The organism is Streptomyces sp. CLCI03 (assembly GCF_053615355.1).
In genome coordinates, this window is record NZ_CM132132.1 from 8,009,054 (window position 1) to 8,036,049 (window position 26,996).

The 26,996-nt window shown below is 74.8% G+C and carries 7 protein-coding genes; all 7 read right to left on the reverse strand.

From position 1 onward, the window contains the following. Positions 1–62 precede the first annotated feature (62 nt). The 7 genes from ACWG52_RS37000 to ACWG52_RS37030 all read right to left on the reverse strand — a co-directional run bounded on the left by ACWG52_RS37000 (position 63) and on the right by ACWG52_RS37030 (position 26,976). Complete coding sequence (locus tag ACWG52_RS37000) at positions 63–677, reverse strand: 4'-phosphopantetheinyl transferase family protein (protein WP_389806499.1); 615 nt, start codon at positions 675–677, stop codon at positions 63–65. Between the two features lie 106 nt (positions 678–783). Then, a complete protein-coding gene (locus tag ACWG52_RS37005; protein WP_389806497.1) occupies positions 784–1,416 on the reverse strand; it encodes an isochorismatase family protein in 633 nt (210 codons plus the stop codon). Positions 1,417–1,428: 12 nt separating this feature from the next. Continuing rightward, positions 1,429–3,126: a (2,3-dihydroxybenzoyl)adenylate synthase gene (locus ACWG52_RS37010; protein ID WP_389806495.1), complete on the reverse strand. Its 1,698-nt coding sequence runs from the start codon at positions 3,124–3,126 to the stop codon at positions 1,429–1,431. Beyond that, positions 3,123–4,328 (reverse strand): isochorismate synthase, encoded by a 1,206-nt coding sequence (locus ACWG52_RS37015; RefSeq protein ID WP_389806493.1) that lies wholly within the window; start codon positions 4,326–4,328, stop codon positions 3,123–3,125. The genes ACWG52_RS37010 and ACWG52_RS37015 overlap by 4 nt, the downstream gene beginning before the upstream one ends. Before the next feature lie 206 nt (positions 4,329–4,534). Next, positions 4,535–5,368: a 2,3-dihydro-2,3-dihydroxybenzoate dehydrogenase gene (locus tag ACWG52_RS37020; RefSeq protein ID WP_389806491.1), complete on the reverse strand. Its 834-nt coding sequence runs from the start codon at positions 5,366–5,368 to the stop codon at positions 4,535–4,537. A 138-nt stretch (positions 5,369–5,506) separates the two neighbouring features. Then, on the reverse strand, positions 5,507–12,661 hold the full coding sequence (locus ACWG52_RS37025) for an amino acid adenylation domain-containing protein (protein ID WP_390137529.1): 7,155 nt from the start codon (positions 12,659–12,661) through the stop codon (positions 5,507–5,509). Between the two features lie 20 nt (positions 12,662–12,681). Further along, positions 12,682–26,976: an amino acid adenylation domain-containing protein gene (locus tag ACWG52_RS37030; protein WP_453127183.1), complete on the reverse strand. Its 14,295-nt coding sequence runs from the start codon at positions 26,974–26,976 to the stop codon at positions 12,682–12,684. Positions 26,977–26,996: the final 20 nt, after the last annotated feature.

Below are 26,996 nucleotides of genomic sequence, written 5' to 3' on the forward strand. Positions count from 1 at the left end.
GACGGGGACGGGGACGGGGACGGGGGCGGGGGCGGGGTTCGGGGTGAGCGGCTGGTGGACCGTCAACCGGTCCACAGGGCCAGGGCGGCGACGCGGCCGGTCGGCACCGGCAGGTCGTACACCTGGTGTTCGGAGGTCCGAGCGGGCTCCGCGGCCGTGCCCACGTACGGCTGCCGCGTGCCGTGCGTGAGGCCCTGCCCCGTGGACTTCAGTACGGCCTCCTTGCGCGTCCGGCAGCGGGCGAAGGCGGCCGGCCGGGCGGTCCGGGGGACGGCGAGCAGCTCGTCGCGTTCGTCCTCGTGCAGGGCGGCCACGGACGCCTGCACCAGGGCGTCCGACGGCAGGTCCACCACGTCGACCCCCACCGGTACGGGAGCGACCGCGACCAGGACCAGGTCGTCCGCGTACGCGAGCGAGAAGTGGACGGGGCGGCCCGGCAGGTAGGGACGCCCGTGCGGACCGCAGCACGCGGCGCAGGGCTCCCGGTCGACGATGAGGCGGGCCGGCGGCGTTCCGAGGAGCGTGCCCAGGACGTCCCGCAGACAGACGTGTGCGACCAGGAAGCGGTCCACGTCCGCGAACCGCCGGAAGCCGTCCGCCCGCAGGGACTCCGTCCGGTCGAGCTCGCCCCGGCGGCCGTGGCGGCCGCGGCGTTCTCCGCCACCGAGGCCGCCCACACCCGGGTCTGCCCGGGCAGGGCCACCGGCAGCGGGACGGGATACACCGGAGGTACGTGCGCGGCGCCCGACCGCGGCCGCGGCCGGGCCCGCAGCGAGGCCGGTCTCACAGCTGTGCGCAGACCCGGTCGGCCGTGGTGACCACGGCACAACGACCCGCCGCCCACTCCAGGGCCGTCCGGTGCTCGCGCGCGGAGAAGTCGGCGACGGCGTCGGCGACCACGAAGGCCTGGACGTCCTGCATCCAGGCGTCGCAGGCCGTCATCAGCACACCGATGTGCGCGTACACACCGGTGATCACCAGCTGGTCCCGGCCCATCGCGCGCAGCCGCTCCAGGAGGTCGGTCCGGACGAAGGCGCTGTACTTCCACTTGGTCAGCACGGTGTCGTCCGGGCCCGGCGCCACCACCGCGGGGATCGCGGCGGCCGTCGGGTCGGCCGGCAGGCCCGGCCCCCAGAAGTCCTGCTGCAGGCCTCGCTCGGCCGGGCTCTGGTCGCCGGGCTGCGCGGTGTAGAACACGGGCACCCCGGCGCGGCCCGCCTCCTTCTTCAGCCGTGCGACCTGCTGGAGCATGCCGGTGACGGGCTGGGCGTCCGTGTCGAAGGCGGAGAGGAAATAGTTCTGCAGGTCGTGGACGAGCAGGACCGCGCGGTCCGGATCCACCGTCCAGTCGACGCGGTTGGCCGGCAGCTCCTCGGCGGTCGGCAGCGGGTAGGGGGCGATGGCGGGCAGGGCCATGGGTTCATCCGTTCAGGGCTGGTGGGGCGGTACGGGGACGAGGGCGGGGGCGTCGGCGGGAGCGGCGGTGCGCAGGTCCCGTTTGGAGACCTTGCCCACGCCGGTCTTGGGGAAGGCGGAGACGAACTCCACCCGGTCCGGCACCTTGTACGCGGCGAGGCCGCGCTCGCGAACGAACTTCTTCACGGCGGCGGGCCGCAGTTCTCCGGCGCCCTCGCGCAGGATCACGTAGGCGCAGGTGCGTTCGCCGAGATAGGGGTCCGGTTCGCCGACCACGTTGGCGTCGTGGACGGCCGGATGCGCCAGGAGATGGTTCTCCACCTCCTCCGCCGCGATCTTCTCCCCGCCCCGGTTGATCTGGTCCTTGGCGCGCCCCTCGACGACCAGGTGCCCGGTGGGTGTCATCCGGACGATGTCCCCGGTCCGGTAGAAACCGTCCGCCGTGAACGACCGGGCGTTGTGTTCGGGGGCGTTCCAGTATCCGCGGATGGTGTACGGGCCACGGGTCAGCAGGTGGCCGGACTCGCCCGGGAGCACCTCACGGTCCTCGTCGTCGACGATCAGGATCTCGTCGTCCGGGGAGATCGGCCGGCCCTGGGTGGTGACGACGATCTCCTCGGGGTCGTCGAGGCGGGTGTAGTTGACCAGCCCCTCCGCCATCCCGAACACCTGCTGGAGCGTGCAGCCCAGGCCGGGCCGGACCCGACGGGCGGCCTCCTCGCTGAACTTGGCGCCCCCCACCAGCAGGACCTCCAGGCTGCCGAGGTCCCGGTCGGTGCGCGCGGCGGCCTCCGTCCAGAGCAGGGCCAGCGGGGGCACCAGCCCGGTGATCGTCACGCCCTCGGACTCGATCAGCGGGAAGGCGACGTCGGGCACCGGCTGCGGGCACAGCACCACACGGCCGCCCGCGTACAGGACGCCGAGCGAACCGGGTGAGGACAGCGGGAAGTTGTGGGCGGCGGGCAGGGCGACCAGATACACCGAGCCGGCGTCCACCCCGCAGATCTCGTTCGAGCCCCACAGGGAGTAGATGTAGTCGTCGTGGGTGCGCGGGATCAGCTTGGGCACGCCCGTGCTGCCGCCGGACAGCTGGAGGAAGGCCAGGTCGTGCGGGGCGGGCGCGGGGCCGAGCCCTTCGGCGGGTACGTCCAGGGGGACCTCGGCCAGCGCGGTGAACTCACCCGGGTCGGCGTCCGCGACGAACACCTCGCGCAGCCCCGGTACCTCGGCGCGCACGGCCGCGGCCAGCTCGCGGTAGTCGTGGCCGCCGTGCACCGCGGGGATCACGTACGCCGCCGCCCCGGTGAAGGAGCAGAAGTAGGAGATCTCGGTGCGGCGGTGCGCCGGCAGCGCGAAGACGGGCAGGGCGCCGATCCGGAAGAGCGCGAAGACGACCTCGAAGAACTCGGCCGTGTTCGGCAGCTGTACGACGACCCTGTCGCCGGGGAGGACGCCGCGTGCCGTGAGGCCGGCGGCCATCCGGTCGGCCCGCGCGTCGAGTTCGCCGTAGCTCCAGGTGCGCCGGCCGCCGTCCGGGCCACCCGTCGGGTCCACGAGCGCGATCCGGTCGGGGTGGGCCGCCGCCCGCTCCCGCAGCACGGATCCGAAGGTCTCGCCCCGCCACCAGCCGGCCGCCCGGTAGCGCTCGGCGAACTCGGCGGGCCAGGGCAGCCAGGCCGTGGGGTCCGGGTCGTCGTAGGGCTCGCTCACAGCTCGGCTCCGACGGCCTGCAGGAAGGTACGGAACTTCGCGGCGGTCTCCGCGGTCTCGGCGTCGGGCTCGGACGCGGAGACGATCCCCGCCCCGGCGTACAGCCGCAGCCGGTTGTCCTCCGCCTCGGCGCAGCGGATGGTGACGACCCACTCGCCGTCACCGCTGCCGTCCTCCCAGCCGACCATGCCGGTGAAGAAGCCGCGGTCGAAGGGCTCGGTCTCCTCGATCACCTTGCGGGCCACGCCGGTCGGACTGCCGCAGACGGCCGGGGTCGGGTGCAGGCTGGAGGCGATCTCCAGAGCGGAGACGTCGGGCTGCCCGAGGACGCCGGTCACGGTGGTGGACAGGTGCCACATGGTGGCCGTACGCAGCAGGGTGGGGCGCTCGGGGACGGCGAGGGAGGTGCAGTACGGGGCCATGGCCTGGTGCACCGCGTCGACGACGACGGCGTGCTCGTGCAGGTCCTTGGCGGACTGCAGCAGGGCGGCGGCCCGGCGGACGTCCTCGGCGAGGTCCGCGCTGCGCGGGATCGACCCGGCGAGCGGGTTGGAGATGAGCCGGTCGCCGCGGCGGGACAGCAGCAGCTCGGGGCTGGCGCCGAGCAGGTTGCGGCCGGGGCCGGTGGGGAGCGCGAAGGTGTAGCCGGAAGGGTCCCGGCGGGCGAGCCGCTGGACCATGGCGGGTATGTCCAGGGGTCTGTCGGAGGCGAGTTCCAGGGTCCGGGCCAGGACGACCTTGCTGAACTCGCCCTGCCACATCCGGTCCACGGCCGAGGCCACGCCCTTGGCGTAGACGTCGGGCTCGGGGACGGAGGCGATGGCCCAGTCGGTGGGCGCCGGACCGGCGGCGGGCAGGGCGATCAGCGGGTCCGAGGCGAGCGGCGGGCCGCTGCGCAGGGACTCCGGGACCACGAGGGCCGCGCGGGCGTCCGGGGCGAAGGGGATCGCGCCGATCACCACGGGGTAGGGGTGTCCGGCGCCTCGGGCCTCGGCCAGGGCCTGGGCGACGCGGTGCGGCAGCGGTTCGGCGGAGTGCGCGACCTCCTGGCGGATGCCCTGGGCCAGCAGCGTCCGGGTGGGGGTGGCGAGGAACCGGGCTCCACCGCGGTAGGCGTCGAGCAGCGTGGTGGCCGCGCCGACGGACGGGTGCACCGGATCGGCCGGTGCGGGGGGCGTGGCGACATGGTGGACCGTCGGCACGGTGACTCCTCTTCAGGTGGGGGCAGGTGCGGGCAGGTGGGCGCGGCCGGACGGTCGCCGGCTGCGTGCGGTGCGAGGCGGTGCGCAGGACGCGGGTGGTACGCGTGGCGCGGAGATCGCGGGTGCTGTGCGTGCTGTGCGTGCTGTGCGTGTGCGTGTGGCACGTGTGGCACATGGCGCGAAGGTGAACGGGGGCTGCGGCGGGGTCAGCGCAGCGTGGCTCCGCCGTCCACGTAGAGGTCTTGCATGGTGATGTGACGTGCCTGGTCCGAGGCGAGGAACGCGACCGCGTCCGCGATGTCCTGCGGGTCGGCGATCCGGCCCAGCGGGATCCCCGTCCGGTAGCTGGCGAGGTCCCCCTCCAGCACCCGGGCGGGCGCCTGCGGGTCGGTCCAGAGCGCCCACTGCATGGGGGTGTCGGTGGAGCCGGGGGCCACGATGTTGCAGCGCACCCCGCTGCGGGCGTACTCCAGTCCCAGACACTTGGTGAACATGACGGCCGCGGCCTTCGAGGCGGCGTACGCGGCCATGCCGGTGCGGGGGATCCCGGCGGCGTTCGAGGCGACGGTGATCACGCTGCCGGCGCCGCGGGCCGCCATGCCGGGGACGACGGAGCGGGAGGTGAAGAAGACGCCCTGGACGTTGACCGCGAAGGTGGCCGCCCAGTCCTCGTCGGTCAGTTCCGCGACCGGCGCCGCACGCAGGACACCGGCCACGTTCACCAGGATGTCGACCGGGCCGAGTTCCCGCCCGATCCGCTCCACGGTCCGGTCGACGGCCGCCGCGTCGGTGACGTCGAGCTCGTACGCGCGGACGGCCCCGTCGCCGGCGGACGGCGCCCGCCCGGTCTCCGGGTCCAGTTCGGCGGCCAGCGCGGTGACCGCCTTGCCCTGGACGTCCGTCGCGGCGACGGTGGCGCCGAGGCGGAACAGCGTACGGACGACGGCCTCGCCGATGCCTTGGCCGGCGCCCGTGACGAGCGCGACCTTGCCGGTGAATCCGCTGGTCCCCGGGATGCCGGGCACACGGTGGTCGGACATGCCGCCCCCTTCTGAATCTTAGGTAAGCCTAACCTAATAAAATTCTGAACGACACTACGCGGCGCCTGTGTTGTGGCGAGGGCCCCGGAACCGCTCCGGGTGGGGGCGCGACGGAGCGCCCCCACCCGCACCCGGGGATCAGTCCCGGTCGGCCGACTCGGCCGACGCCAGCGCACGCGCCAGCACCGGGCCGATCTCCGCGAGGACCCCGGGGGACATCAGATCGTCGTGCGCACAGTCCAGGACGTGCTCCTCGATCCGGCCGTCCAGGTACGCGGGCCAGACCAGCCCTGGCGCCTCCTCCGCCGGGGTGGACCGGGAGGCGGTGAAGAACAGCACGTCACCGCGGTAGCGGAGGGTGCGGCTGCGCGACAGCAGTCGTACGCAGTGCACGTTCGTGTCGACGATGGCCCCCAGCAGGGCCTCGTCGAAGCCGGCCAGCAGGCCCTGGCTGTCGCGGATCGCGCCGACCGCCTCCGCCCGGTCCACCGGAGCATCACCCTCCGCAGGGTTCAGCCCGGCCACCGAGAGCAGGAAGCCGCTCTCCTCGCGCTCCAGGCGCTCGCGCCAGTCGGGCGCGTCGATGTACGACCAGTCCTCGATCTCCGGCGGGTAGGCGTCCAGCAGCCCGAGGAAGGCCACCTCCTCGCCGCGTTCCTGGAGCAGCGCGGCCAGCGTCTGGGCGACCGTTCCGCCGAAGGAGTAGCCGAGGAAGTGGTACGGACCCTGCGGCTGCACCGTGCGGATCTCCGCCAGGTACAGCTCCGCGAGCGCGGCCACGTCGGCCACGTCCGGCTGGGTACCCGCGAGTCCCGGCGACTGGAGCCCGTACACCGGCCGGTCCGCGTCCAGGTGGCGCAGCAGGCCCGTGTACTGCCAGGCGAAGCCGGACGCCGGGTGGAAGCAGAACAGCGGCGCCGCCGTGCCCCGCTCCCGCAGCGGCATCAGCACCCGCAGCGCGTCCCGGCGGGCGTCCGAGCCGATCCGGGCGGCCAGGTCCGCCACCGTCGGCGCGGCCATCACAGCGCCGACCTGGACCGGGGTGCCGAGCGATGCGCGGATCCGGCCGACCAGCCGCATCGCCAGCAGCGAATGGCCGCCGAGCTCGAAGAAGTTGTCCTCGGCCCCGACCCGCTCCAGCCCCAGCACCTCCGCGAAGATCGCGCAGAGCAGCTCCTCGCGCGCGTCCTTCGGCGCGCGGCCACCGCCCGCGTCCCCGAGATCGGGGGCCGGCAGCGCCGCTCGGTCCACCTTCCCGTTCACCGTCAGCGGCAGCGCCGACAGCTCCACGAAGGCCGACGGAACCATGTACTCCGGCAGCGCGGCCGACAGCCGGGCCCGCAGGGCGGCCGGTTCGGGCGCGTCCGAGGCCGACGCCACCGTGTAGGCGACGAGCCGCTTCACGCCGGTCGGCCCGGTGTGGACGACCACGGCGGCCGCGGCGACGCCGGGCTCCGCCGCGACCGCGGACTCGACCTCACCGAGCTCGATGCGGAAGCCGCGGATCTTGACCTGGTCGTCGGCGCGCCCGAGGTAGTCGATCTGCGCGTCGTCGCGCCACCGCACCAGGTCGCCCGTCCGGTACATGAGCGTGCCCGGCTCGCCGAACGGGTCGGCGACGAACCGCTCCGCGGTCAGCGAGGGCCGCCCGAAGTAGCCACGGGCCAGGCCCGCCCCCGCCAGGTAGAGCTCACCGGCCACACCCGCCGGGACCGGCCGCAGTGCGCTGTCGAGCACGTAGGCCCGGGTGTTGTGGATGGGCCGGCCGACACAGGAGCCGGCGCTGTCGTCCACGTCGGCGCCCAGCGCGTTGATCGTGTACTCGGTCGGGCCGTACAGGTTGTAGCCCATGGTGCCCTCGGTGCGCTTGAGCAGCTCCCACAGGCCGTCCGGCACCGCCTCGCCGCCCAGCAGGAACAGCGTCGGCCGGTGCCGGTCCGCGTCCAGCAGACCCGCTTCGACCAGCTGCAGGCCGTACGAGGGCGTCACGTTGACCACGTCGATGCCCACGCGGTCGTAGTGCGCGGTCAGGGCCGCCGGGTCCAGGCGCAGCTCCTCGCCGATGACGTGCACCTCGTGCCCGTCGACCAGCCAGAAGAACTCCTCCCACGACATGTCGAAGGCGAAGGACACGGTGTGCGCCACCTTCATCCGGCGCCCGCCCGCCAGGGCCACCGCCGGAGCGAAGATCCGCTCGCGATGGTTGAGGAGCATGTTGGTCAGACCCGAGTACGGGACCACGACCCCCTTGGGCCGGCCCGTCGAGCCGGAGGTGTAGATGATGTACGCCGGGTGCCGGCCGTCCCGCACCCCCGTCAGCTCCGCGTCCGCCACGGGCCCGTCCGACGACGCCGCCAGCTCGGCCAGCACCGCGGGGTCGTCCAGCAGCAGCGCCGGTACGCCCTCCACCACCGGCACCCGGTCCGTCACCGGGGCCGTCGTGACCAGGCACAGCGCGGCCGCGTCCGCGACCATCGCGCCGAGCCGGTCCACGGGGTGGTCCAGGTCCAGCGGCAGATAGGCGGCGCCGGTCTTCAGCACGGCGAACAGCGCGACCACGAAGTCCGCCGACCGGGGCAGCCCGAGGGCCACCACGGCCTCCGGTCCCGCACCCCGCGCCACCAGGGCACGGGCCAGCCGGTTCGCCCGGGCGTCGAGCTCCGCGTAGCCGAGCCGCTCGTCCTCGAAGACCAGGGCCGTCTCCCCGGGGGTCCGGGCGGCCTGCTCGGCGAACAGGTCGATCACCGTGGTGTCCGGGACCGCGTGGCCCATGTCGTCGCCGGTCGCGAGCAGTTCGTCCCGCTCGGCGGCCTCCAGGGTGAGCAGCCGGCCCACCGGGAGGGCCCCGCCGTCGGCGAGCTGCTCCACCAGCAGCGCGAGCCGGCCCGCCAGGTGTCGGGCGGCGGCCTCGTCGTACAGGTCGGGCCGGTAGCCGAGGCTCAGTTCCAGCGCCGGGCCGGGGGTGACGGCGAGGGTCAGCGGGTAGTGGGTGCCGTCGACGCTGTGCGTCCACCCGATCGCGTGGGCCGCCACCGCCTCCTCCCGTGCGGCGTCGTTCAGCGGCGTGTTGCGGAACACGTACAGGGTGTCGAAGAGCTGCCCGAGGCCGGTCAGCTGCTGGATCGGCCCGAGTCCCACGTAGTGGTGCGGCAGCAGGGCCGCGTGCTCGCCCTGCACCCGCACCATGAGGTCGCGCAGCGGCTCGTCGGGGCGCAGGGCGACCCGGAACGGCAGGGTGTTCATGAACATGCCGATCATCCGGTCGACGCCCGCGAGGTCCGCGGGACGGCCGGAGACGGTGGCGCCGAACACCACGTCGTCGCGGCCCGTCATCCCGGCCAGCGTCATCGCCCAGGCCGTGCTCAGCACGGTGTTGAGGGTGACCCCGCAGCCCCGCGCGAAGGACCGCAGCCGATCGCTGGTGGACTCGTCCAGGGACAGGTCCACCACCTCGGCGGTCACCGGCTGCCGATTCGGATCGGCCCGGGCCACGAGCGTGGCCTGGTCCAGCCCCGACAGATGGGTCCGCCAGGCCTGCTCGGCGGCGTCCCGGTCCACGGCCGTCAGCAGGCGCAGATAGTCCCGGTAGGGGGTGACGGGCGGCAGCACGTCCACGGAGCCGCCGTGCCCGTACAGGGCGAACAGCTCCTCGAAGAACAGCGATTCCGACCAGCCGTCGGTGAGGATGTGGTGCTGCGTCACGCACAGCATCCAGCGCTCCGCCGAGAACCGGATCAGGGCCACGCGCAGCAGCGGAGGCGCCGCCAGGTCGAACCGCGTCGCCGCGTCGGCGAGGGAGAACTCCCGCAGCGCCTCGTCCTGCGCCGCCCGGTCCAGATGGCTGAGGTCGATCTCCCGCCAGGGCAGCTCCCACTCACCCGGCACCACCTGCACCGGGCCGTCCAGGCCCTCGTGCCAGAAACCGGACCGCAGGTTGGGGTGGCGGCGCAGCAGGGTGTCGAAGGCGGTGCGCAGGGCGGGACCGTCGACCGCGTGCAGCAGCTCGACGAAGTTCTGCATCAGGTAGACGTCGAGGGCCCGGTCGTCGTAGACGGCGTGGAAGTACAGGCCCTCCTGCAGCGGCGCGAGCGGCAGCACCTCCGTCACGTGCGGGAACACCGCGGCCAGCGCGGCCTCCTGCGCCGTGTCGAGGGTGATGAGCGGGCCGGCCGACGCCAGGTGGCCGCCGTCCTGGTCCGAGGCGTCGCGGGCCGCGGCGGCCATCCGCTCCACGGTCCGCTGCTCGAAGACGTCGCGCGGGGTGAGGACCAGCCCCGCCTTGCGGGCCCGGGTGACCAACTGGATGGAGACGATGCTGTCCCCGCCCAGCGCGAAGAAGTCGTCGTCGATCCCGGCCGAGGCGAGCCCCAGCACCTGCGCGAAGACGGCGCACAACGCCTCCTCGCGGGCGTCCCGCGGCGGCCGGGACAGCTCCGCGCCGCCCAGCTCGGGCGCGGGCAGCGCGCCCCGGTCCAGCTTGCCGCTGACGTTCGTCGGCAGCGCGTCCAGGACCACCACGGCCGCCGGGACCATGTAGTCGGGCAGCACGGCGGCCAGCGCCTCCCGCAGGGCCGCCGGTTCGACCGTGCCGGTCACGTAGCCGACGAGCCGCTTGACCCCGGGCGTGTCCTCGCGGACGACCACGGCCGCCGAGCCCACACCGGGCTGCGCGGACAACGCGGATTCCACCTCGCCGAGCTCGATCCGGTAGCCGCGGATCTTCACCTGGTCGTCGGCCCGCCCCAGGAACTCCAACTGCCCGTCGGCGCGCAGCCGCACGAGGTCGCCCGTACGGTACATCCGCGAGCCCGCCGGACCGTACGGGTCGGCAACGAACCGCTCGGCGGTCAGCGCGAACCGGCCCAGGTAGCCGCGGGCCAGACCGTGGCCCGCCAGGTACAGCTCACCGGGGGTACCGGCCGGCGCGGGCCGCAGGGCGGAGTCCAGCACGCGGGCGTGGGTGTTGCCGATGGGCCGGCCCACGATCGGGGTGGTCGAGTCGGCGAGGTCGGCGCCGAGGGCGTCCACCGTGTACTCGGTGGGCCCGTACAGGTTCACCGACATGACCCCGGGCGCCTCACGGACCTGGGTCCACAGCGCCTCGGGCACGGCCTCGCCACCGAGCAGCAGCAGCCCCGGCCGGTGGTGCGAGCCGCTCAACAGCCCCCACTCCAGCAGGGCCCCGGCGTAGGTCGGGGTCACGTCCATGGCGTCGATCCGGTGCTCGCGGACGTAGCCCACGGTGAACTCGGCGTCGCGGCGGCCGATCTCGTCCAGGACGTGCAGCTCGTGCCCGGAGACCATCCAGAACAGCTGCTCCCACGAGGTGTCGAAGCTGAAGGAGGCGGTGTGCAGGGCGCGCAGCTGCCGCCCGCCCGCGGCCGCCACGGCCGGGGCGAAGACCTCCGTGACGTGGTTGGCGTACAGGTTCGACAGGCCGCCGTGGGTCAGGACCACACCCTTGGGGCGGCCGGTGGAGCCGGAGGTGTAGATCACGTAGGCGGGGTGCCCGGACCCGGTGCGCGGCGGGGCGGAACCCGAGCCGAGCGCCGCGAGTGCGGCGGCCGTCTCCGCCGAGTCCAGCACGATCCGCTCCGGCCCGTCCACCGCCCCGGAGGGCAGCAGCGCGAGCGCCGCCTCCGTCGTCAGCACGCAGACCGGAGCCGCGTCGTCCAGCATCAGGGCGATCCGGTCGGCCGGATGGTCCAGGTCCAGCGGCAGATAGGCGGCTCCCGACTTCAGGACGGCCAGGACGGCCACCACCGATGCGGCCGAGCGCGGCACGGCCAGCGCCACGACCGACTCGGGTCCGGCGCCGCGCGCGGCCAGCAGCGCGGCCAGCCGGTCCGCCCGCTCGTCGAGTTCCGCGAAGGTCAGCCGGTCGGGTCCGCAGACCACCGCGCAGGCGTCCGGGGTCGCGGCGGCCTGCTCGGCGAACCGGTCGGCGACGGTACCGTCGGCCACATCGCGCGCGGTGCCCGCTTCCGCGCTACGCAGCTCCGCGCGGTCGGCGGCGGTCAGCGGCTCCAGGGTCCCCACCGGCCGGCCCGGATCGCGCGCGACCTGGTCCAGCAGGACGGTGAACCGCTCGGCCGTCCGGGCGGCGGTACGGGGGTCGAACAGGTCCGGCCGGTACTCCAGGGCCAGCTCGGCCCGCTCGTCCAGGGACACGGACAGCGTGAGCGGGAAGTGCGTGCCGTCCCGGGCCTCCACGCCCGTCACCCGCACCCCGTCGGCCAGCGGCGCCCGGGCGGACGGGTCCACCGGATAGTTCTCGATGACGACGAGGGTGTCGAACAGCTCGCCGCCGCCCGCCTGCTTCTGGATCAGCCGCAGGCCCAAGTGGTGGTGGGCGAGCAGCGCGTTCTGCTCGTCCCGGAACCGTCTCAGCAGCTCCGCGACGCTCTCCCACGGCCGGGCCGTGAGCCGCACCGGGACGGTGGTGATGAACAGTCCGACCATCGACTCCACACCGGGGAGCTCCTCGGGTCGGCCCGCGACCGTCAGTCCGAAGACCACGTCCCGGCGGCCCGTCAGGCTGCCGAGCAGCAGCCCCCACACCGCCTGGATCACCGTACTGGGCGTGGTGCCCAGCGACCGGGCCGCGGCCGTCAGCCGGCCGGTGGCCGCCTCCGACAGCTCCACCCGGTGCACACCGGGCCGCACCGCGGTACGGGACGGGTCGGCCGGGGCCACCAGCACGGCCTCGTCCAGCCCGGCCAGCGCCGACCGCCAGGCGCCCTCGGCGGCCGGGACGTCCTGGGCCTTCAGCCACTTGAGGTAGTCGCGGTAGGGGCGTACGGGCTGCTGCGCCGAGGTGTCGCCGTCGCTCTCGTACAGCGCGAGGAGGTCCGCGACGAGCAGCGGCATCGACCAGCCGTCGACCAGGATGTGGTGCACGGTGACCACGAGGAGGTGGTCGCCTCGGCCCCGGCGCGCCAGGAGCAGCCGCAGCAGCGGCGGCCGGTGCAGCTCGAACCGCCGGTCCAGCTCGGCCCGTTCCACGCGGCGCACGGCGGCCGGCGAGGGGTCGGCCGACAGGTCCGCCCGGCCGAGCGCGAAGGTCACCTCGGCCGGCACGAACTGCACCGGCTGCGGCACCCCCTCGTGCCAGAAGCCGGCCCGCAGGTTGGGGTGGCGGCGCAGCAGGGCCGCGCCCGCCCGCTCCAGCCGGTCCGCGTCCACGGGGCCGGCCAGCGACACGGAGACCTGCACCGTGTACACGTCCGGCGCGCTCGCGTCGTAGACGGAATGGAACAGCATGCCCTGCTGCAAGGGGGACAGCGGAAGCATGTCCTCTATTCGAGCCTGCGTCACTGCTGGGCCCTCCACATTTCTTCGAGCATGGTGATCTGGTCCTGGTCGAGATCGACCAGGTCGAGGTCCGAGGGGGTGTACCCCGCGGACGTGCCGCCGTCGGCCCAGGCGGCGAGGGCGTCCACGGCGGCCGTCCAGCCGTCCGCGAGCTGCCCCACGGTGTCCTGGGCGAGCGCTTCGCCCGCCCAGATGAAGTGGGCGGTGAGTTCCGGCCCGCCGTCCCCGTCGGTGATCTCCGCGGTGATCTCCAGGACGTGGGAGAGCGGCATCGTCGGGTCGGGGCGGGCGGACAGGGCGTCCGCCTCCGGGGCCGGGCCCCAGACGGAATCAGCGCGGCCGGTCTGCCGGCCCAGGTAGTTCCACAGGATCTCGGCCCGGGCCGCCGGGTCGAACAGCCGCGCCGTGGCCGGGTTGTCGTAGCGGAGCAGACCGGCGCCCAGCCCGCCGTCGGGCACCGCCCGCAGCAGCTCCTTGACCTCCTTGAGCAGCGCTCCGGCGTCCGCGCGCCCGGCGGCGACCGCTGCCGGGTCGTACGCGCCCAGCGGCAGCCGCAGCGGGTGGATGCTGGTCAGCCAGCCCACCGTGCGGGTGAGGTCGGCGCCCGGCAGCAGTTCCTGCTCCCGGCCGTGACCCTCCAGGTCCACCGTGAACCCGTCCGGCCGGGGCCGGCCCGAGCGGGTCGCCCAGTCGCCGACCGTCAGGACCAGCGCGCTCAGCAGGGCGTCCCCGACGGTGCCGTGGAAGGCGGCCGGAACGGCCTGGAGCAGCGGGGCCGTGCGCTCGGCGGAGATCCGTACGGACAGCCGGCGAGCCGTGGCCGCCGTGTCCGTGGACGGGTCCAGTGGACGTCCGGCGAGCAGCGGCCCTCCGGGGGCGGCGGCCAGCCAGCGGTCCAGCTCGGCGGTGCGGCGCGGGCTCTGCGCCTCGGCCAGCAGGTGCGTGGTCCAGGCCCGCAGCGGGGTCCCGACCGGCTCCAGGTCCGGTGTCCGGCCCGCGGCTGCCGCCTCGTGGGCCGCCTCCAGGTCGGGCAGCAGGATCTGCCAGGACACCTCGTCCACCGCGAGGTGGTGGACGACGAGCAGCAGCCGACCGGGCTCGGCCGGACCCCGGTCGAGGTGCACGGCGCGTACGAGGGCCCCCGCCTCGGGATCCAGCAGGCGCCAGATCCGCTCGGACTCGGCGGAGACCAGTTCGCGCAGGGCCGCGTCGGACAGGCCGACCGCGTCCACGCCCTCCAGGACGGCGGAGGCGTCCACCGCGCCCGTCGGGCGGATCTCCGCGCTCCACACCCCGGGGCGGGGCACGGTCAGCTGCTGGCGCAGCCCCTCGTGGTGCTCCAGTACCGCCTGCAGCGCGGCCCTGAGGTGCGGGAGCCGGGCCCCGGCGGGCAGCCGGACCAGCCGGGCCTGCGCGAACGAGGCGAAGGGGCCGCCCCGCTCGGCCAACCAGGACGCCACCGGAGGCAGCGGCAGCGGGCCGGGACCCGCGTCGGCCGTACGGGCGGGGGGCGCGGCCGAGGGCTCCGCCGCCGTGGCGACCGAGGCCAGCGCGGCCGGGGTCGGGTGGGTGAAGATCTGCCGGGCGGAGACGGTCAGCCCGGCCTTGCGGGCCAACCCCACCAGCCGGATGGAGACGATGCTGTCGCCGCCGAGCTCGAAGAAGTTGGCGTCGGGGCCGACCCCGGGCAGGCCCAGCACCTCGCCCATCAGCGCGCACAGGATCTGCTCGGGGGTTCCTGCGGGCACCTGGGCGGCCGGGGCGGCGGACGCGGCCGGCGCGGGGATCACCGGCGCGGGCAGTGCCCGCCGGTCGAGCTTGCCGTTGGCGGACAGCGGGAGCCGCTCCAGCTCCGTGAAGACGGCCGGGACCATGTACTCGGGCAGGCGGGCGGCCGCCAGGGCGCGCAGGGCGACCCGGTCGAGCGTGGCGCCGGGCGCGGGCACCGCGTAGGCCACCAGGCGCCGTACGCCCGGCTGGTCCTCGCGGACGACGACCGCGGCCCGGTCCACCTTGGGCGCGCTCGTCAGGACGGCCTCGATCTCGCCGAGTTCGATGCGAAAGCCGCGCAGCTTGACCTGGTCGTCGGTGCGGCCCAGGTAGTCGATGCGGCCGTCGGCCAGACGCCGTACGAGGTCGCCCGTGCGGTACATCCTGGTACCGGGGGCCCCGTACGGGTCGGCGACGAAGCGCTCACCGGTCAGGGCCGGGCGGCCGAGGTAGCCGCGGGCCAGCTGGACGCCGGCCAGGTACAGCTCGCCGGGGACCCCGACGGGCACCGGCCGCAGCCGGTCGTCGAGCACGTACAGACGGGTGTTCCAGACCGGCAGGCCGATCGAGGCCGAGGCCCGTCCCTCGGTGGCGGTGAGCGCGGTGCAGGCGCCGGAGGTGACGTCGACGGCCGCCTCGGTGGGTCCGTAGAGGTTCTCCAGTGCCACCGGGGCGCCGGCGGCCGAGGTGTGGAACCGGCCGACGAGCTCGCTCGGCAGGGCCTCGCCGCTGCACACGACCAGCCGCAGGCTCGGGCAGTCGGCGACCTCGGTCTCGCCGAGGAACGCGGCGAGCATGGACGGGACGAAGTGCAGCACGGAGACACGCTGTTCGCGGATCAGCTCGGCGAGGTACAGCGGGTCCTTGTGCCCGTCGGGGCGGGCGACGACCAGCGGCACGCCCTCGGCGAGCGGCCAGAAGAACTCCCAGACGGAGACGTCGAAGCTCGCCGGGGTCTTCTGGAGCACCCTGTCTCCCGGGCGCAGGGTGTAGGCGTCCTGCATCCAGCGCAGCCGGTTGACGATGGCCTCGTGCTCGACCAGCACGCCCTTGGGCATCCCGGTGGAGCCGGAGGTGAAGATCACGTAGGCGGGGTGGTGGGGGAGCAGGGGCGCGCGCCGCTCCGCCTCGGCCAGGTCCGAGCAGGCCAGTGCGGCCAGCCGGGTCCGGACCGTGGGGGAGTCCAACAGGACCCGTTCCCCGCCCACTTCGGGCGCGAGCGAGGTTCCCGACAGAGTGTCGGTAAGTATCAGTGCCGGCTCCGCGGTCCGGGTCATGTACGCGAGGCGCTCGGTCGGCAGGCCGAGGTCGAGCGGGAGGTACGCGCCGCCGGCCCGGACCACCGCGTGCAGCGCGACGACGAGGTCGAAGGAGCGCGGCAGGGCCACGGCCACCACCGACTCCGGGCCGACCCCACGGTCGATCAGCAGCCGCGCCAGCCGGTTCACCCGCTCCTCGAAGTCGGCCCGCGAGAGCTCGTCACCCTCGAAGACCAGCGCGGGGCCGGTCTCCTCCTTCGCGCCCGCCGCCACGAGGGCGGCCAGCGTCCGCGCCCCGCCCACCGGGTGGCCGGTGTCGTTCCAGCCGTGCAGTGCGAGCTCGCGCTCCGCCGGGTCCATCACCTCGATCGCCGAGACCGGCCGCTCGGGCGCCTCCACGACGGCGTCCAGCAGCAACAGCAGCCGCCCGGCCAACAGTTCGACGGTCGTGCGGTCGAAGAGGTCGGACGCGAAGCGGATACCGCCCGCGATCGCCCCGTGCTCCTCGGAGGCCCCGAAGGCGATCTCCAGATCGAACTTGGCCCCACCGGTCTCCACGGTGACCTCCCGCGCCGGCAGCCCGAACAGCTCCGGCACCGCGCTGCCCACGGAGTGGTAGGTCACCATCGTCTGGAACAGCGGACTGCGGGAACGGGAGCGCTCCGGATCCACCGCCTCGACGACCGCCTCCAGGGGCAGATCGGCATGCGCGAAGGCCGCGAGCCCCGTGTCGCGCACCCGCGCCACCAGCTCGGCGAAGCTCGGGTCCCCGGACAGGTCCGCGCGCAGCACCAACGTGTTCAGGAAGAAGCCGACGAGCCCGTCGAGTTCCTCGCCCTCCCGGGCCGAGACGGGGCTGCCCAGCGGGATGTCCTCACCCGCGCCCAGCCGGTGCAGCAGCGCGGCGACGGCCGCGTGCGCCACCATGAACAGCGTCGCGCCGCCCTCCCGGGCGATCCGCGCGAGCCCCGCTCCGGTCCGCGCCGGGACCTCGAAGGTCACCACGTCCCCCTCGTGCGAGGGGACCGCCGGCCGCGGCCGGTCGGCGGGCAGGGTCAGCTCGGCCGGGGCGTCGGCCAGCGCCTGCCGCCAGTACGCGGCCTGCCGGCCCGCCACCGACTCCGGATCGGCCGCGTCACCGAGCAACTCCCGCTGCCACAGCGCGAAGTCGGCGTACTGCACCGGAAGCGGGGCGAAAGCGGTCTCCGCGCCCGCCGACCGGGCGGTGTACGCGCGGTCCAGGTCCGCCAGCAGCGGGCCGGCCGACCCCTCGTCCGTCGCGATGTGGTGCACCAGGACCACCAGCAGATGGTCCTCGGGCGCGGCCCGCAGCAGCGTGACCCGTACCGGCGGCTCGGCCGCCAGGTCGAAGACGTACCCGCCGGCGCGGACGGCCTCCTCCTCCAGCCGGTCCGCCGGTACCTCGTGCACGCTCAGCGCCACACCGGCCCGTTCGCCCGGCAGGACCACCTGGTACGGCTCGCCCTCGTCCTCACGGAACACCGTCCGCAGGCTCTCGTGCCGGGTGACCAGGTCCCTGACGGCCGCCGCCAGGGCCACGGTGTCCACCGGCCCGCCCAGCCGCACCGCGAGCGGCACGTTGTAGGTGGTGCTCGGACCGCGCACGCTGTCCAGCAGCCACAGCCTGCGCTGCGCGAAGGACAGGGGCAGCCGTTCGGGCCGCGCCGTGGCCGCCGCGAGGCGCGGACGCCCCGCACCGGAGCGCTCCGCGAGGAGGGCGGCCAGCGCGGCCACCGACCGCGCCTCGAACAGGTCCCGGATGGCGCAGTCCACGTCCAGAGCGGCCCGGAACCGACCCACCGCGCGGGCGGCGAGCAGCGAGTGGCCGCCGAGGGCGAAGAAGTCGTCCTCCACCCCGACCGACTCCAGGCCCAGTACGTCGGCCAGGATCCCCGCGAGGATCTCCTCACGGGCGTCGCGCGGAGCCCGCGAGGAACCGGCGACCGGCGCGGCGGGCGCGGGCAGCGCCCGCCGGTCCAGCTTGCCGTTCGCGGAGAGCGGCAGCGCCTCCAGCTCGACGACCACGGCGGGGACCATGTACGCGGGCAGGCGGGCCGCGGCCAGGGTACGCAGGGCGGCCTGGTCCGTCGCGGCGCCGGGCGCGGGGACCACGTAGGCGACGAGGTGCTGCACCCCGGGCCGGTCCTCGCGGACGACGACGGCGGCCTGCGCCACCTCGGGCGCGCCCGTCAGGACGGCCTGGATCTCGCCGAGTTCGATGCGGAAGCCGCGCAGCTTGACCTGGTCGTCGGTGCGGCCCAGGTACTCCAGCCGCCCGTCCCGGCTCCGGCGCACCAGGTCGCCGGTGCGGTACATGCGGGCGCCGGGTGCGCCGTACGGGTCGGCGACGAAGCGCTCGCCGGTCAGCGCGGGGCGGCCGAGGTAGCCGCGGGCCAGCTGGACGCCGGCCAGGTACAGCTCGCCGGGGACCCCGACGGGGACCGGCCGCAGCCGGGCGTCCAGGACGTAGACACGGGTGTTCCACACAGGGCTGCCGATGGAGGCCGAGGAGGACGCGGACGCGGTCCCCCCGCCGTTGGACAGGCAGTCGGCGGCGGTGACGTCGACGGCCGCCTCGGTGGGGCCGTACAGGTTCACCAGCCGGGTCGAGCCGCCCGGAGCGGACGCGTGGAAGCGGGTGACGAGCTCGCTCGGCAGCGCCTCGCCGCTGCACACCACCAGGCGCAGCGACGGGCAGTCCGCGAGGTCGGCCTCACCCAGGAACGCGGCCAGCATGGACGGCACGAAGTGCAGCACCGACACGCGCTGTTCGCGGATCAGCTCGGCGAGGTGGCGGGGATCCTTGTGCCCCTCGGGGCGGGCGATCACCAGCGGTACGCCCTCGGCGAGCGGCCAGAAGAATTCCCACACCGACACGTCGAAGCTCGCCGGGGTCTTCTGCAGCACCCGGTCGGTGGAGTCGAGACCGTACGCGTCCTGCATCCAGCGCAGCCGGTTGACGATGGCCTCGTGCTCGACCAGCACGCCCTTGGGCATCCCCGTGGAACCGGAGGTGAAGATCACGTAGGCGGGGTGGCGGGGGAGCAGCGGCGCGCGCCGCTCCGCGTCCACGACCGGATCACCCGGCAGCGCGGCCAGCTCGGCCGCCCGCTCCGGCGCGTCCAGGACGAGGATCTCGGTGTCGGGCAGCTCCGGCAGCGCCCCCAGCGAGGGCAGGTCCGTCAGCAGGCAGACCGGCGCGGCCGTCTCCGCCATGTACGCCAGGCGCTCGGTCGGCAGACCGAGGTCGAGCGGCAGGTACGCGCCGCCGGCCCGGACCACCGCGTGCAGGGCCACCACCAGGTCGAAGGAACGCGGCAGGGCCACGGCCACCACCGACTCCGGGCCGACACCGCAGCCGATCAGCAGCCGCGCCAGCCGGTTCACCCGCTCCTCGAAATCGGCGCGCGAGAGCTCGACCCCCTCGAAGACGAGGGCCGTCGCCGACGGATCGCGCCGGGAGCCGGCCGCGGCCAGCGAGTCCAGGGTCTGCGGCGCCACCGGCCGGACGGTGTCGTTCCACCCCTCCAGCAGCTGGGCGCGCTCGGCGGTGTCGAGCAGCTCCAGCTCGGCGAGCGGGACCTCCGGGGCCGCCGCGGCCGCGCCGAGCAGCCGCAGCAGCCGGGTCAGCAACGACCGTACGGTCTCCGCGTCGAAGAGGTCCGTCGCGTACCGCACTCCGCAGGTCATCGCGGTGGGCGAGCCATCGGTGCCCGGGGTGCGGCGGAAGAGGATCTCCAGGTCGAACTTGGCGTCCCCGGCCTGGACCGGGAATTCCTCGGCCGGCAGGGGGCCGAGGGCGCGCAGCGGCTCGGCGCCGCCGTCCTCGTAGGCCACCATCGTCTGGAACAGCGGGTGCCGCGCGAGCGAGCGCTCCGGATTGACGGCCTCGACGACCGCGTCGAAGGGCAGGTCGGCCTGCGCGAGGGCGGCCGCTCCGAAGGCGGCGGTCCGGCGCAGCAGTTCGGCGAACGACGGCTCGCCCGCCAGGTCGGCCCGGATGACCAGGGTGTTCACGAAGAACCCGACCAGTGCGTCCAGGGCCTCCTCGCCGCGCCCCGCCACCGGGCTGCCCAGCGGGATGTCCTCGCCCGCGCCGAGCCGGTGCAGCAGCGCCGCGACGGCGGCGGTCACCACCGTGTACATCGTGGTGCCGCGGTCCCGGGCGAGCGTCTCCAGCTCCTCCACCAGTTCCTGCGGCAGGGGCAGCGACACGGTCCGGCCGTCGTGCGTGGGGCGGAGCGGACGCGGGCGGTCGAGCGGCAGGGCCAGTTCCTGGGGCAGCCCGGCCAGGGCCTCGCGCCAGAAGCCGGCCTGGTCGTGCGCGACCGATCCGGGTACCGCCGCGTCGCCCAGCAGTTCGCGCTGCCAGAGCGCGTAGTCCGCGTATTGGACGGCGGGCGGCGCGGTCCGCAGGACCCCGCCCGCGCACCGGGCCGCGTAGGCGGCGGCCAGGTCGGCCAGCAGCGGTCCGGCCGACCACTCGTCACCGGCGATGTGGTGCAGCAGCAGGAGCAGCACCTGGTCGTCGCCGGCGGTGCGCAGCACGCTCACCCGCAGCGGCGTCTCGGTCCCCAGGTCGAAGGCGTGACCGGCCGCCGCGTCGATGCTCCGGCCCAGATCGGCCGGCTCCACATCGGCCACGACGAAGGGCACGGCCACGTCCGACGGAGCGAGCACCCGCTGGTACGGGCCCTCGGCATCCTCCGCGAACACGGTACGCAGCGCCTCGTGGCGGGCCGTCACCTCGTGCACGGCCGCCTCCAGGGCGGCCAGGTCCAACTCCCCGCGCAGCCGCAGGGCCAGCGGGATGTTGTACGTGGCGTTCGGGCCCTCCATCCGGTGCAGGAACCACAGCCGCGCCTGGGCGTACGACAGCGGGAGTCGCTCCGGCCGCGGACGGGCGGTCAGCGCGGGGCGGACCACCGACCGACGGCCGGCCACCCGCTCCGTGAGCGCCGCGACCGTACGCAGCTCGAACACGTCCCGCACCGTGCAGTCGGCGGCCGACGCCGTCCGGATGCGGGCCACGAGGCGGGTGGCGAGCAGGGAGTGCCCGCCGAGGCGGAAGAAGTCCTCGTCGGCGCCGACCGAGGGAACGCCCAGCACCTGGGCGAAGGCCTCGGCGATCCGCTCCTCGGCAGCCCCGCTCGGCGCCCGTCCGCCGGCCTCGGCCGGCCCGACCGGAACCGGCAGCGCGGCCTTGTCCAGCTTGCCGTTCACGTTCGTCGGCAGCACCGGCAGCACCATCACGGCGGCCGGGACCAGGTGCTCGGGCAGCCGATCGGCCAGCTCGGCCCGCAGCCGGACCGGATCGGCCGTACCCGTGACGTAGCCGACGAGCCGCGGCAGACCCGGGGTGTCCTCGCGGACCACCACGGCGGCCGAGGCCACCCCGTCCAGGGCGGCGAGTTCGGCCTCGACCTCGGCCGGCTCCACCCGGAAGCCGCGGATCTTGACCTGGTCGTCGACGCGGCCGAGGAACTCCAGCAGGCCGTCGGCCCGCCACCGCACGAGGTCGCCCGTGCGGTACATCCGGGAGCCCGGAGAACCGAACGGATCTGCGACGAAACGTTCCGCCGTGAGGGCGAACCGGCCCAGGTAGCCACGGGCGTTCTGCTCACCCGCCAGGTACAGCTCACCCGGCACCCCCACGGGCACCGGCCGCAGCCGCCCGTCCAGCACGTGCGCCCGGCTGTTGTCCAGCGGCCGGCCCACCACCGGCGAGACGCAGTCGCCCACCCGCGCCACCAGGGCGTCCACCGTGAACTCGGTCGGCCCGTAGTAGTTGACGACCTCCACCCCGGGGACGGCGCGCAGCTCCTCCCACAGCGCGGGCGGCACCGCCTCGCCACCCAGGAGGAACAGCGGCGGCCGCCACTCGCCCGTCAGCAGGCCGGCGTCGACCAGCTGCCGTCCGTACGAGGGGGTGACGTCGAGCGTGTCGATCCGCTCCGCCCGCACGTAGGCCACGACGGCGTCCGCGTCCCGGCGCCCGTACTCGTCGAGGACGTGCAGCTCGTGTCCGGCGACCAGCCACAGCAGCTGCTCCCACGAGGAGTCGAAGGAGAAGGAGGCGGTGTGCAGGGCCCGCACCCGGCGTCCGAGCCGCTCGGCGACGGGCACGTACAGCTCCCGCTCGTGGTCGCGGAAGAGCCGGGTCAGACCGGCGTGCCGGAGCACGACCCCCTTGGGCCGGCCGGTGGAGCCGGAGGTGTAGATGACGTACGCGGCGTGCTCGGGGTCCACGGGCACATCGGCCCCGGGCACGGCGGCCGCCAGTGCCTCCACCGTCTCCGGGTCGTCCAGCACCACCAGGTCGACGCCCGGCAGCCGGTCCGCGACCGCCCGCGTGGTCACCGCGCACACGGGCGCCGCGTCCCCGAGCATGTACGCGATCCGCTCGGCCGGGTGATCCAGGTCCAGCGGCAGATAGGCACCGCCCGCCTTCAGGACGGCGAGCGTGGCCACCACGGTCCCGGCGGAACGCGGCACGGCCAGGGCCACCACGGTGTCCGGGCCGACGCCGCGTCCGGCCAGCAGGGCCGCCAGCCGGCCCGCGCGGTCCTCCAGTTCGGCGAAGGTGAGGCGCTCGTCCCCGGCGACCACGGCCACCGCGTCGGGAGCCGCCGCCGCACGGGCGGCGAACACCTCGGTCACCGCACCCGGCTCCACCGGCCGGTCCGTGTCGTTCCAGCGGGTCAGCCGGGCCCGTTCGGCCTCGTCCCGCAGCTCCCACCAGGACACCGGGTCCGCCGGGGCCGCCACCGCCGCGGCGAGAGCGCGCAGCAGCCGCCGGACGAAGGTGTCCACGGTCGGACGGTCGAACAGCGCGGTCGCGTAGAACACCTCCAGTTCGAGGTCCTCGCTGTGCGCCGCGTCCGAGAAGGTGATGTCCAGGTCGAACTTGGTGACACCGGGATCCACCCGGTCCACCCGGGCCGGGTACCCGAAGAGGTTCGCCACGTCCTGGGTCACCGTGCTGTGCGACACCATCGTCTGGAACAGCGGGTGGCGGGAGAGTGAGCGCTGCGGATTGACCTCCTCCACCACCGAGTCGAAGGGCAGGTCGGCGTGGTCGAGCGCGGCCAGGTCGGCCGTCCGGACCCGGTCCAGCAGCTCGGTGAAGGACGGGTCGCCGGACAGGTCGGTGCGCAGCACCACCGTGTTGACGAAGAAGCCGACGAGCTCGTCGAGCGCGCTGTCGCTGCGGCCTGCCACAGGGCTGCCGAGCACGATGTCCTCGCCCGCGCCGAGTCGGTGCAGCACCGCGGCCACCGCCGCGTGCACCACCATGAACACGCTGGTGCCGGTCTCGCGGGCCAGCGAGCGCACCGCGACCGCCAGTTCGCGCGGCACCGCCTTGAAGACCATGGCCCCGGCCGGGTCGGCCACGGCCGGGCGCGGCCGGTCAGCCGGCAGCCCGGCCTCCGGCGGCAGCTCCGCCAGGGCCTCGCGCCAGTACGCCGCCTGGGTGGCGGCGAGCGAACCGGGGGTCCGCGCCGAGCCCAGCAGCTCCCGCTGCCAGAGCGCGAAGTCGGCGTACTGCACGGCCGGCACCCCGAGTTCCGGGTCCTCGCCCGCACAACGGGCGGCGTACGCCCGCTCCAGGTCGCGCAGGAACGGCCCCATCGACCATTCGTCGCTCGCGATGTGGTGCAGCAGGACCACCAGGGCGTGTTCCCCGCCGGCCGCGTCACGTACCAGCGTCACCCGCAGGGGGGCCTCCCCGGGCAGGTCGAAGAGGTGTCCCAGGGCCGCCCGGACCGCCGCCTCGAACCCGTCCGCGGCCACGTCGTGGACGTGCAGCCGTACTCCGGCCTCCGCCACGTCGAGCACCCGCTGGTACGGCTCACCGTCGCGCTCCCCGAAGACCGTGCGCAGGGTCTCGTGGCGGCCGGCCACGTCCCTCAGGGCCGCGTCCAGGGCGTCCGCGTCCGGAGCCGTGTCGAAGCGCACCACGAACGGGATGTTGTAGGTGGCGCTCGCACCCTCCACCTGGTGCACGAACCACAGGCGCTGCTGCGCGTACGAGAGCGGCAGCGGGTCGGGGCGCGGACCCGCGACGGGCGCCGGACGGGCGGCCGCCGTGCGCCCGGCCAGCAGCGCGGCGAGCGCTGCCACGGTCCGCGCCTCGAAGACGTCCCGGATCCCGCACTCGGTGTCCAGGGCCGTCCGCACCCGGGCGATCACGCGTGCGGCCAGCAGCGAGTGGCCGCCGAGGGTGAAGAAGTCGTCGTCGGGGCCCACGGATTCCAGGCCCAGCACATCGGCGAAGATCCCGCAGAGGATCTCCTCACGGGCGCCGCGCGGCGCCCGCGCCCCGGTGCCCGCCAGGGCGGCCAGGTCGGGCGCGGGCAGGCAACGACGGTCGATCTTGCCGTTGGCGGTCAGCGGGAGGGCGTCGAGCACGACCACGGCGGACGGGACCATGTACTCGGGCAGCCGCTCGCCCAGGGCCCGGCGCAGGCCCGCCGGGTCGGGGGCGGGCCCCTGGGCGGCGGCGGGGGTGACGTAGCCGACGAGGTGCGGGAAGCCCGGCAGGTCCTCGCGGACCAGGGCCACGGCCCGGTCCACGCCCTCACCGGCCGTCAGCGCGCTCTCGATCTCCCCCAGTTCGATGCGGAAGCCGCGCAGCTTGACCTGGTCGTCGACGCGGCCGAGGAAGGCGATCCTGCCGTCCGCGTGGCGGCGTACCAGGTCGCCCGTGCGGTACATGCGGCTGCCGGCGGGCCCGTACGGGTCCGCGACGAAACGTTCCGCCGTCAGGGCGTGGCGGCCGAGGTAGCCGCGGGCCAGCTGGTCCCCGGCGAGGTACAACTCACCGGGGCGGTCGACGCCGACCGGGCGCAGGGCCCCGTCCAGGACATGGGCGCGGGTGTTCCAGAACGGCGAACCGATGTCCGGGACCCCGGTGTGCCCGGGGTCGAGCCGGCGGGAGGTCGCCCAGACGGTGACCTCGGTGGGGCCGTACACATTGGTGACCGAGCGCGCGGTGCGCGCGAGGCGTTCGGCGAGGGCGGCGGGCAGGGCCTCACCGCCGACGAGCACCCGGGTGCCGTCGAGCGAGGCCGGGCGGCCGTCCTCCAGCAGGGCGTGCCACAGCGACGGGGTGGCTTGCATGACGGAGGGTCGGTGGGCGTCGACGAGCGTGGCGAGCGCGGCCGGGTCCCGTACGGTGTCGCGGTCGGCCAGGACCACCGTGGCGCCGCTGATCAGCGGGGTGTGGATCTCCAGGGCGGCGATGTCGAAGGAGATGGTGGTGACCGCGACCAGCCGCCGGCCGGGGGCCAGTTCGAGCTCGTGGGCCTGCATCCGCAGGAAGTTGGCCAGGGCCGCGTGCGGGACGACGACCCCCTTGGGGCGACCCGTGGACCCGGAGGTGTAGATCACGTACGCGGGGTGGTCGCCGGTCAGCGGTGCGGTGCGGTCCGCGTCCGTGGGGGCGTCGGGGGCGGTGTCGGCGAGCTCGGCGAGGGTGTCGGGGGCGTCGAGGACGACGGTCTCGACGCCGTCCACGACCGGGGCGCCGGCCGCGCTCGCCAAGGTGGTCAGCACGCACAGCGGGCGGGCGTCCTCGACCATGAACTCCAGCCGGTCGGCGGGGTAGTCGAGGTCGAGCGGCAGATAGGCGCCGCCCGCCTTCATGACGGCGAGCAGGGCCACCACGAGATCGGTGGTACGGGGCAGCGCGAGGCCGACGATGCTCTCCGGGCCGGCGCCGCGGCCCATCAGCAGGCGGGCGAGCCGGTTGGCGCGCTCCTCCAGGGCGGCGTAGTCGAGGGTGTCCGCGCCCGCGATCACGGCCGGCACCTCGGGGTGCGACCGGGCCGCGTGCTCGAAGGCGTCGACGACGGTGCCGGCGGGGACCGGGTGGTCGGTGTCGTTCAGGTCCAGCAGCAGGGCGTCGCGAGCGGCCGGCGCGAGCAGGTCCGGGCGCCCGACGGGGGCCTGTGGCCCGGCCGCGGCGGCCTCACGGAGGAAGTGCGCGAACTCGGCGCGGCGCGCGGCCAGCGTCCCGGCGTCGTAGGCCTGAGGGTTCGCGTCGAGCTCGAAGCGGATCCGCCCCTCGGCGGCGTCGTGGTACACGCCGAGGGTGAGGTCGTCCACGGGGCCGGCGGCGACGTTGTGCACGGAGCCGGCCGCTCCGGCGAAGTCGAGGGAGTTGTCGAAGGCCTTGATGTTGACCATGGGCCCCAGCAGGCCCTGTTCGCGGCCGGACAGGCCGAGGTCGCGGCGGATGTCCTCGGCGCGGTAGCGCTGGTGGCGACGCAGGTCACGGACGTCGGCCGCGACCGCGGCGACCAGTTCGGCCAGCGGGGTCTGCGGGCGCACGGTCACGCGCAACGGCAGCACGTTGACGACCATGGACGGCACCTTGAGGGCCGCCGAGCCGAGCCGTGCCATGGCGGGCAGCGACAGCAGCACGTCCCGGCTGCCGGTGGCCCGGTGCAGGTAGGCGGCGAAGGCGGCGGTCATCACATCGGCCCAACTGGCCTTCGCCGCGCGGGCGATCGCCAGCAGACCGGTCGTCTCCTGCTGCGTCAGCGTGGCGCCGTCACGCAGGAAGGCGTGGGCCGCGGGGAAGCGGGCGCCGCTCAACGGCTCCGGCTCGGGGTGGTCCGCGAGCCGCTCCAGCCAGTAGGCACGGTCCTCGGTGAACCGCGGCGAGGCCCGGTAGGCGTGCTCCTCGGCGAGGATCACGTCGAGCCCGCCGAACGGGTCGGGCGTCGGCTCCTCGCCCGCGACGAGGGCCGTGTAGACCTCGGCGGTGCGGCGGGAGACCAGGGAGAAGCCGAAGGCGTCGAGCACGAGGTGATGGGCCCGCTGGTACCAGAGGGTGCGGTCCGGGCCGACCTTGTGCAGCGTGAACACGTACAGGGAGTCCCGGACCGGGTCCACCGGGCGCGCCATGTCGGCGCGCATGAGGGACAGCGCGGTGCCGTACGGGTCGTCCTGGTCGGTGTGGTCGAGTACGGCGACCAGCGGTCCGGCGGCCGGCCCGCTCCAGGCGACCTGGTACGGCTCGCCGTCGGGGCCCTCGGCGAAGCGCGCCGTCAGGGCCTCGCTCTCGGAGACCGTCCGCCGGAGCGCCGTCACGAACAGCCCGGCGTCCAGCGGGCCGTCGATCTCGACGTACTGGCCGACGTTGTAGACCGGGGAGTCGGGATCGAGCCGCTGGCCGTACCAGACACCGGTCTGGGCCCCGGTGAGGGGGAGGCGCTGGGAGGGACGCTCGGTCATGGACATCGTGCTCCAGATTC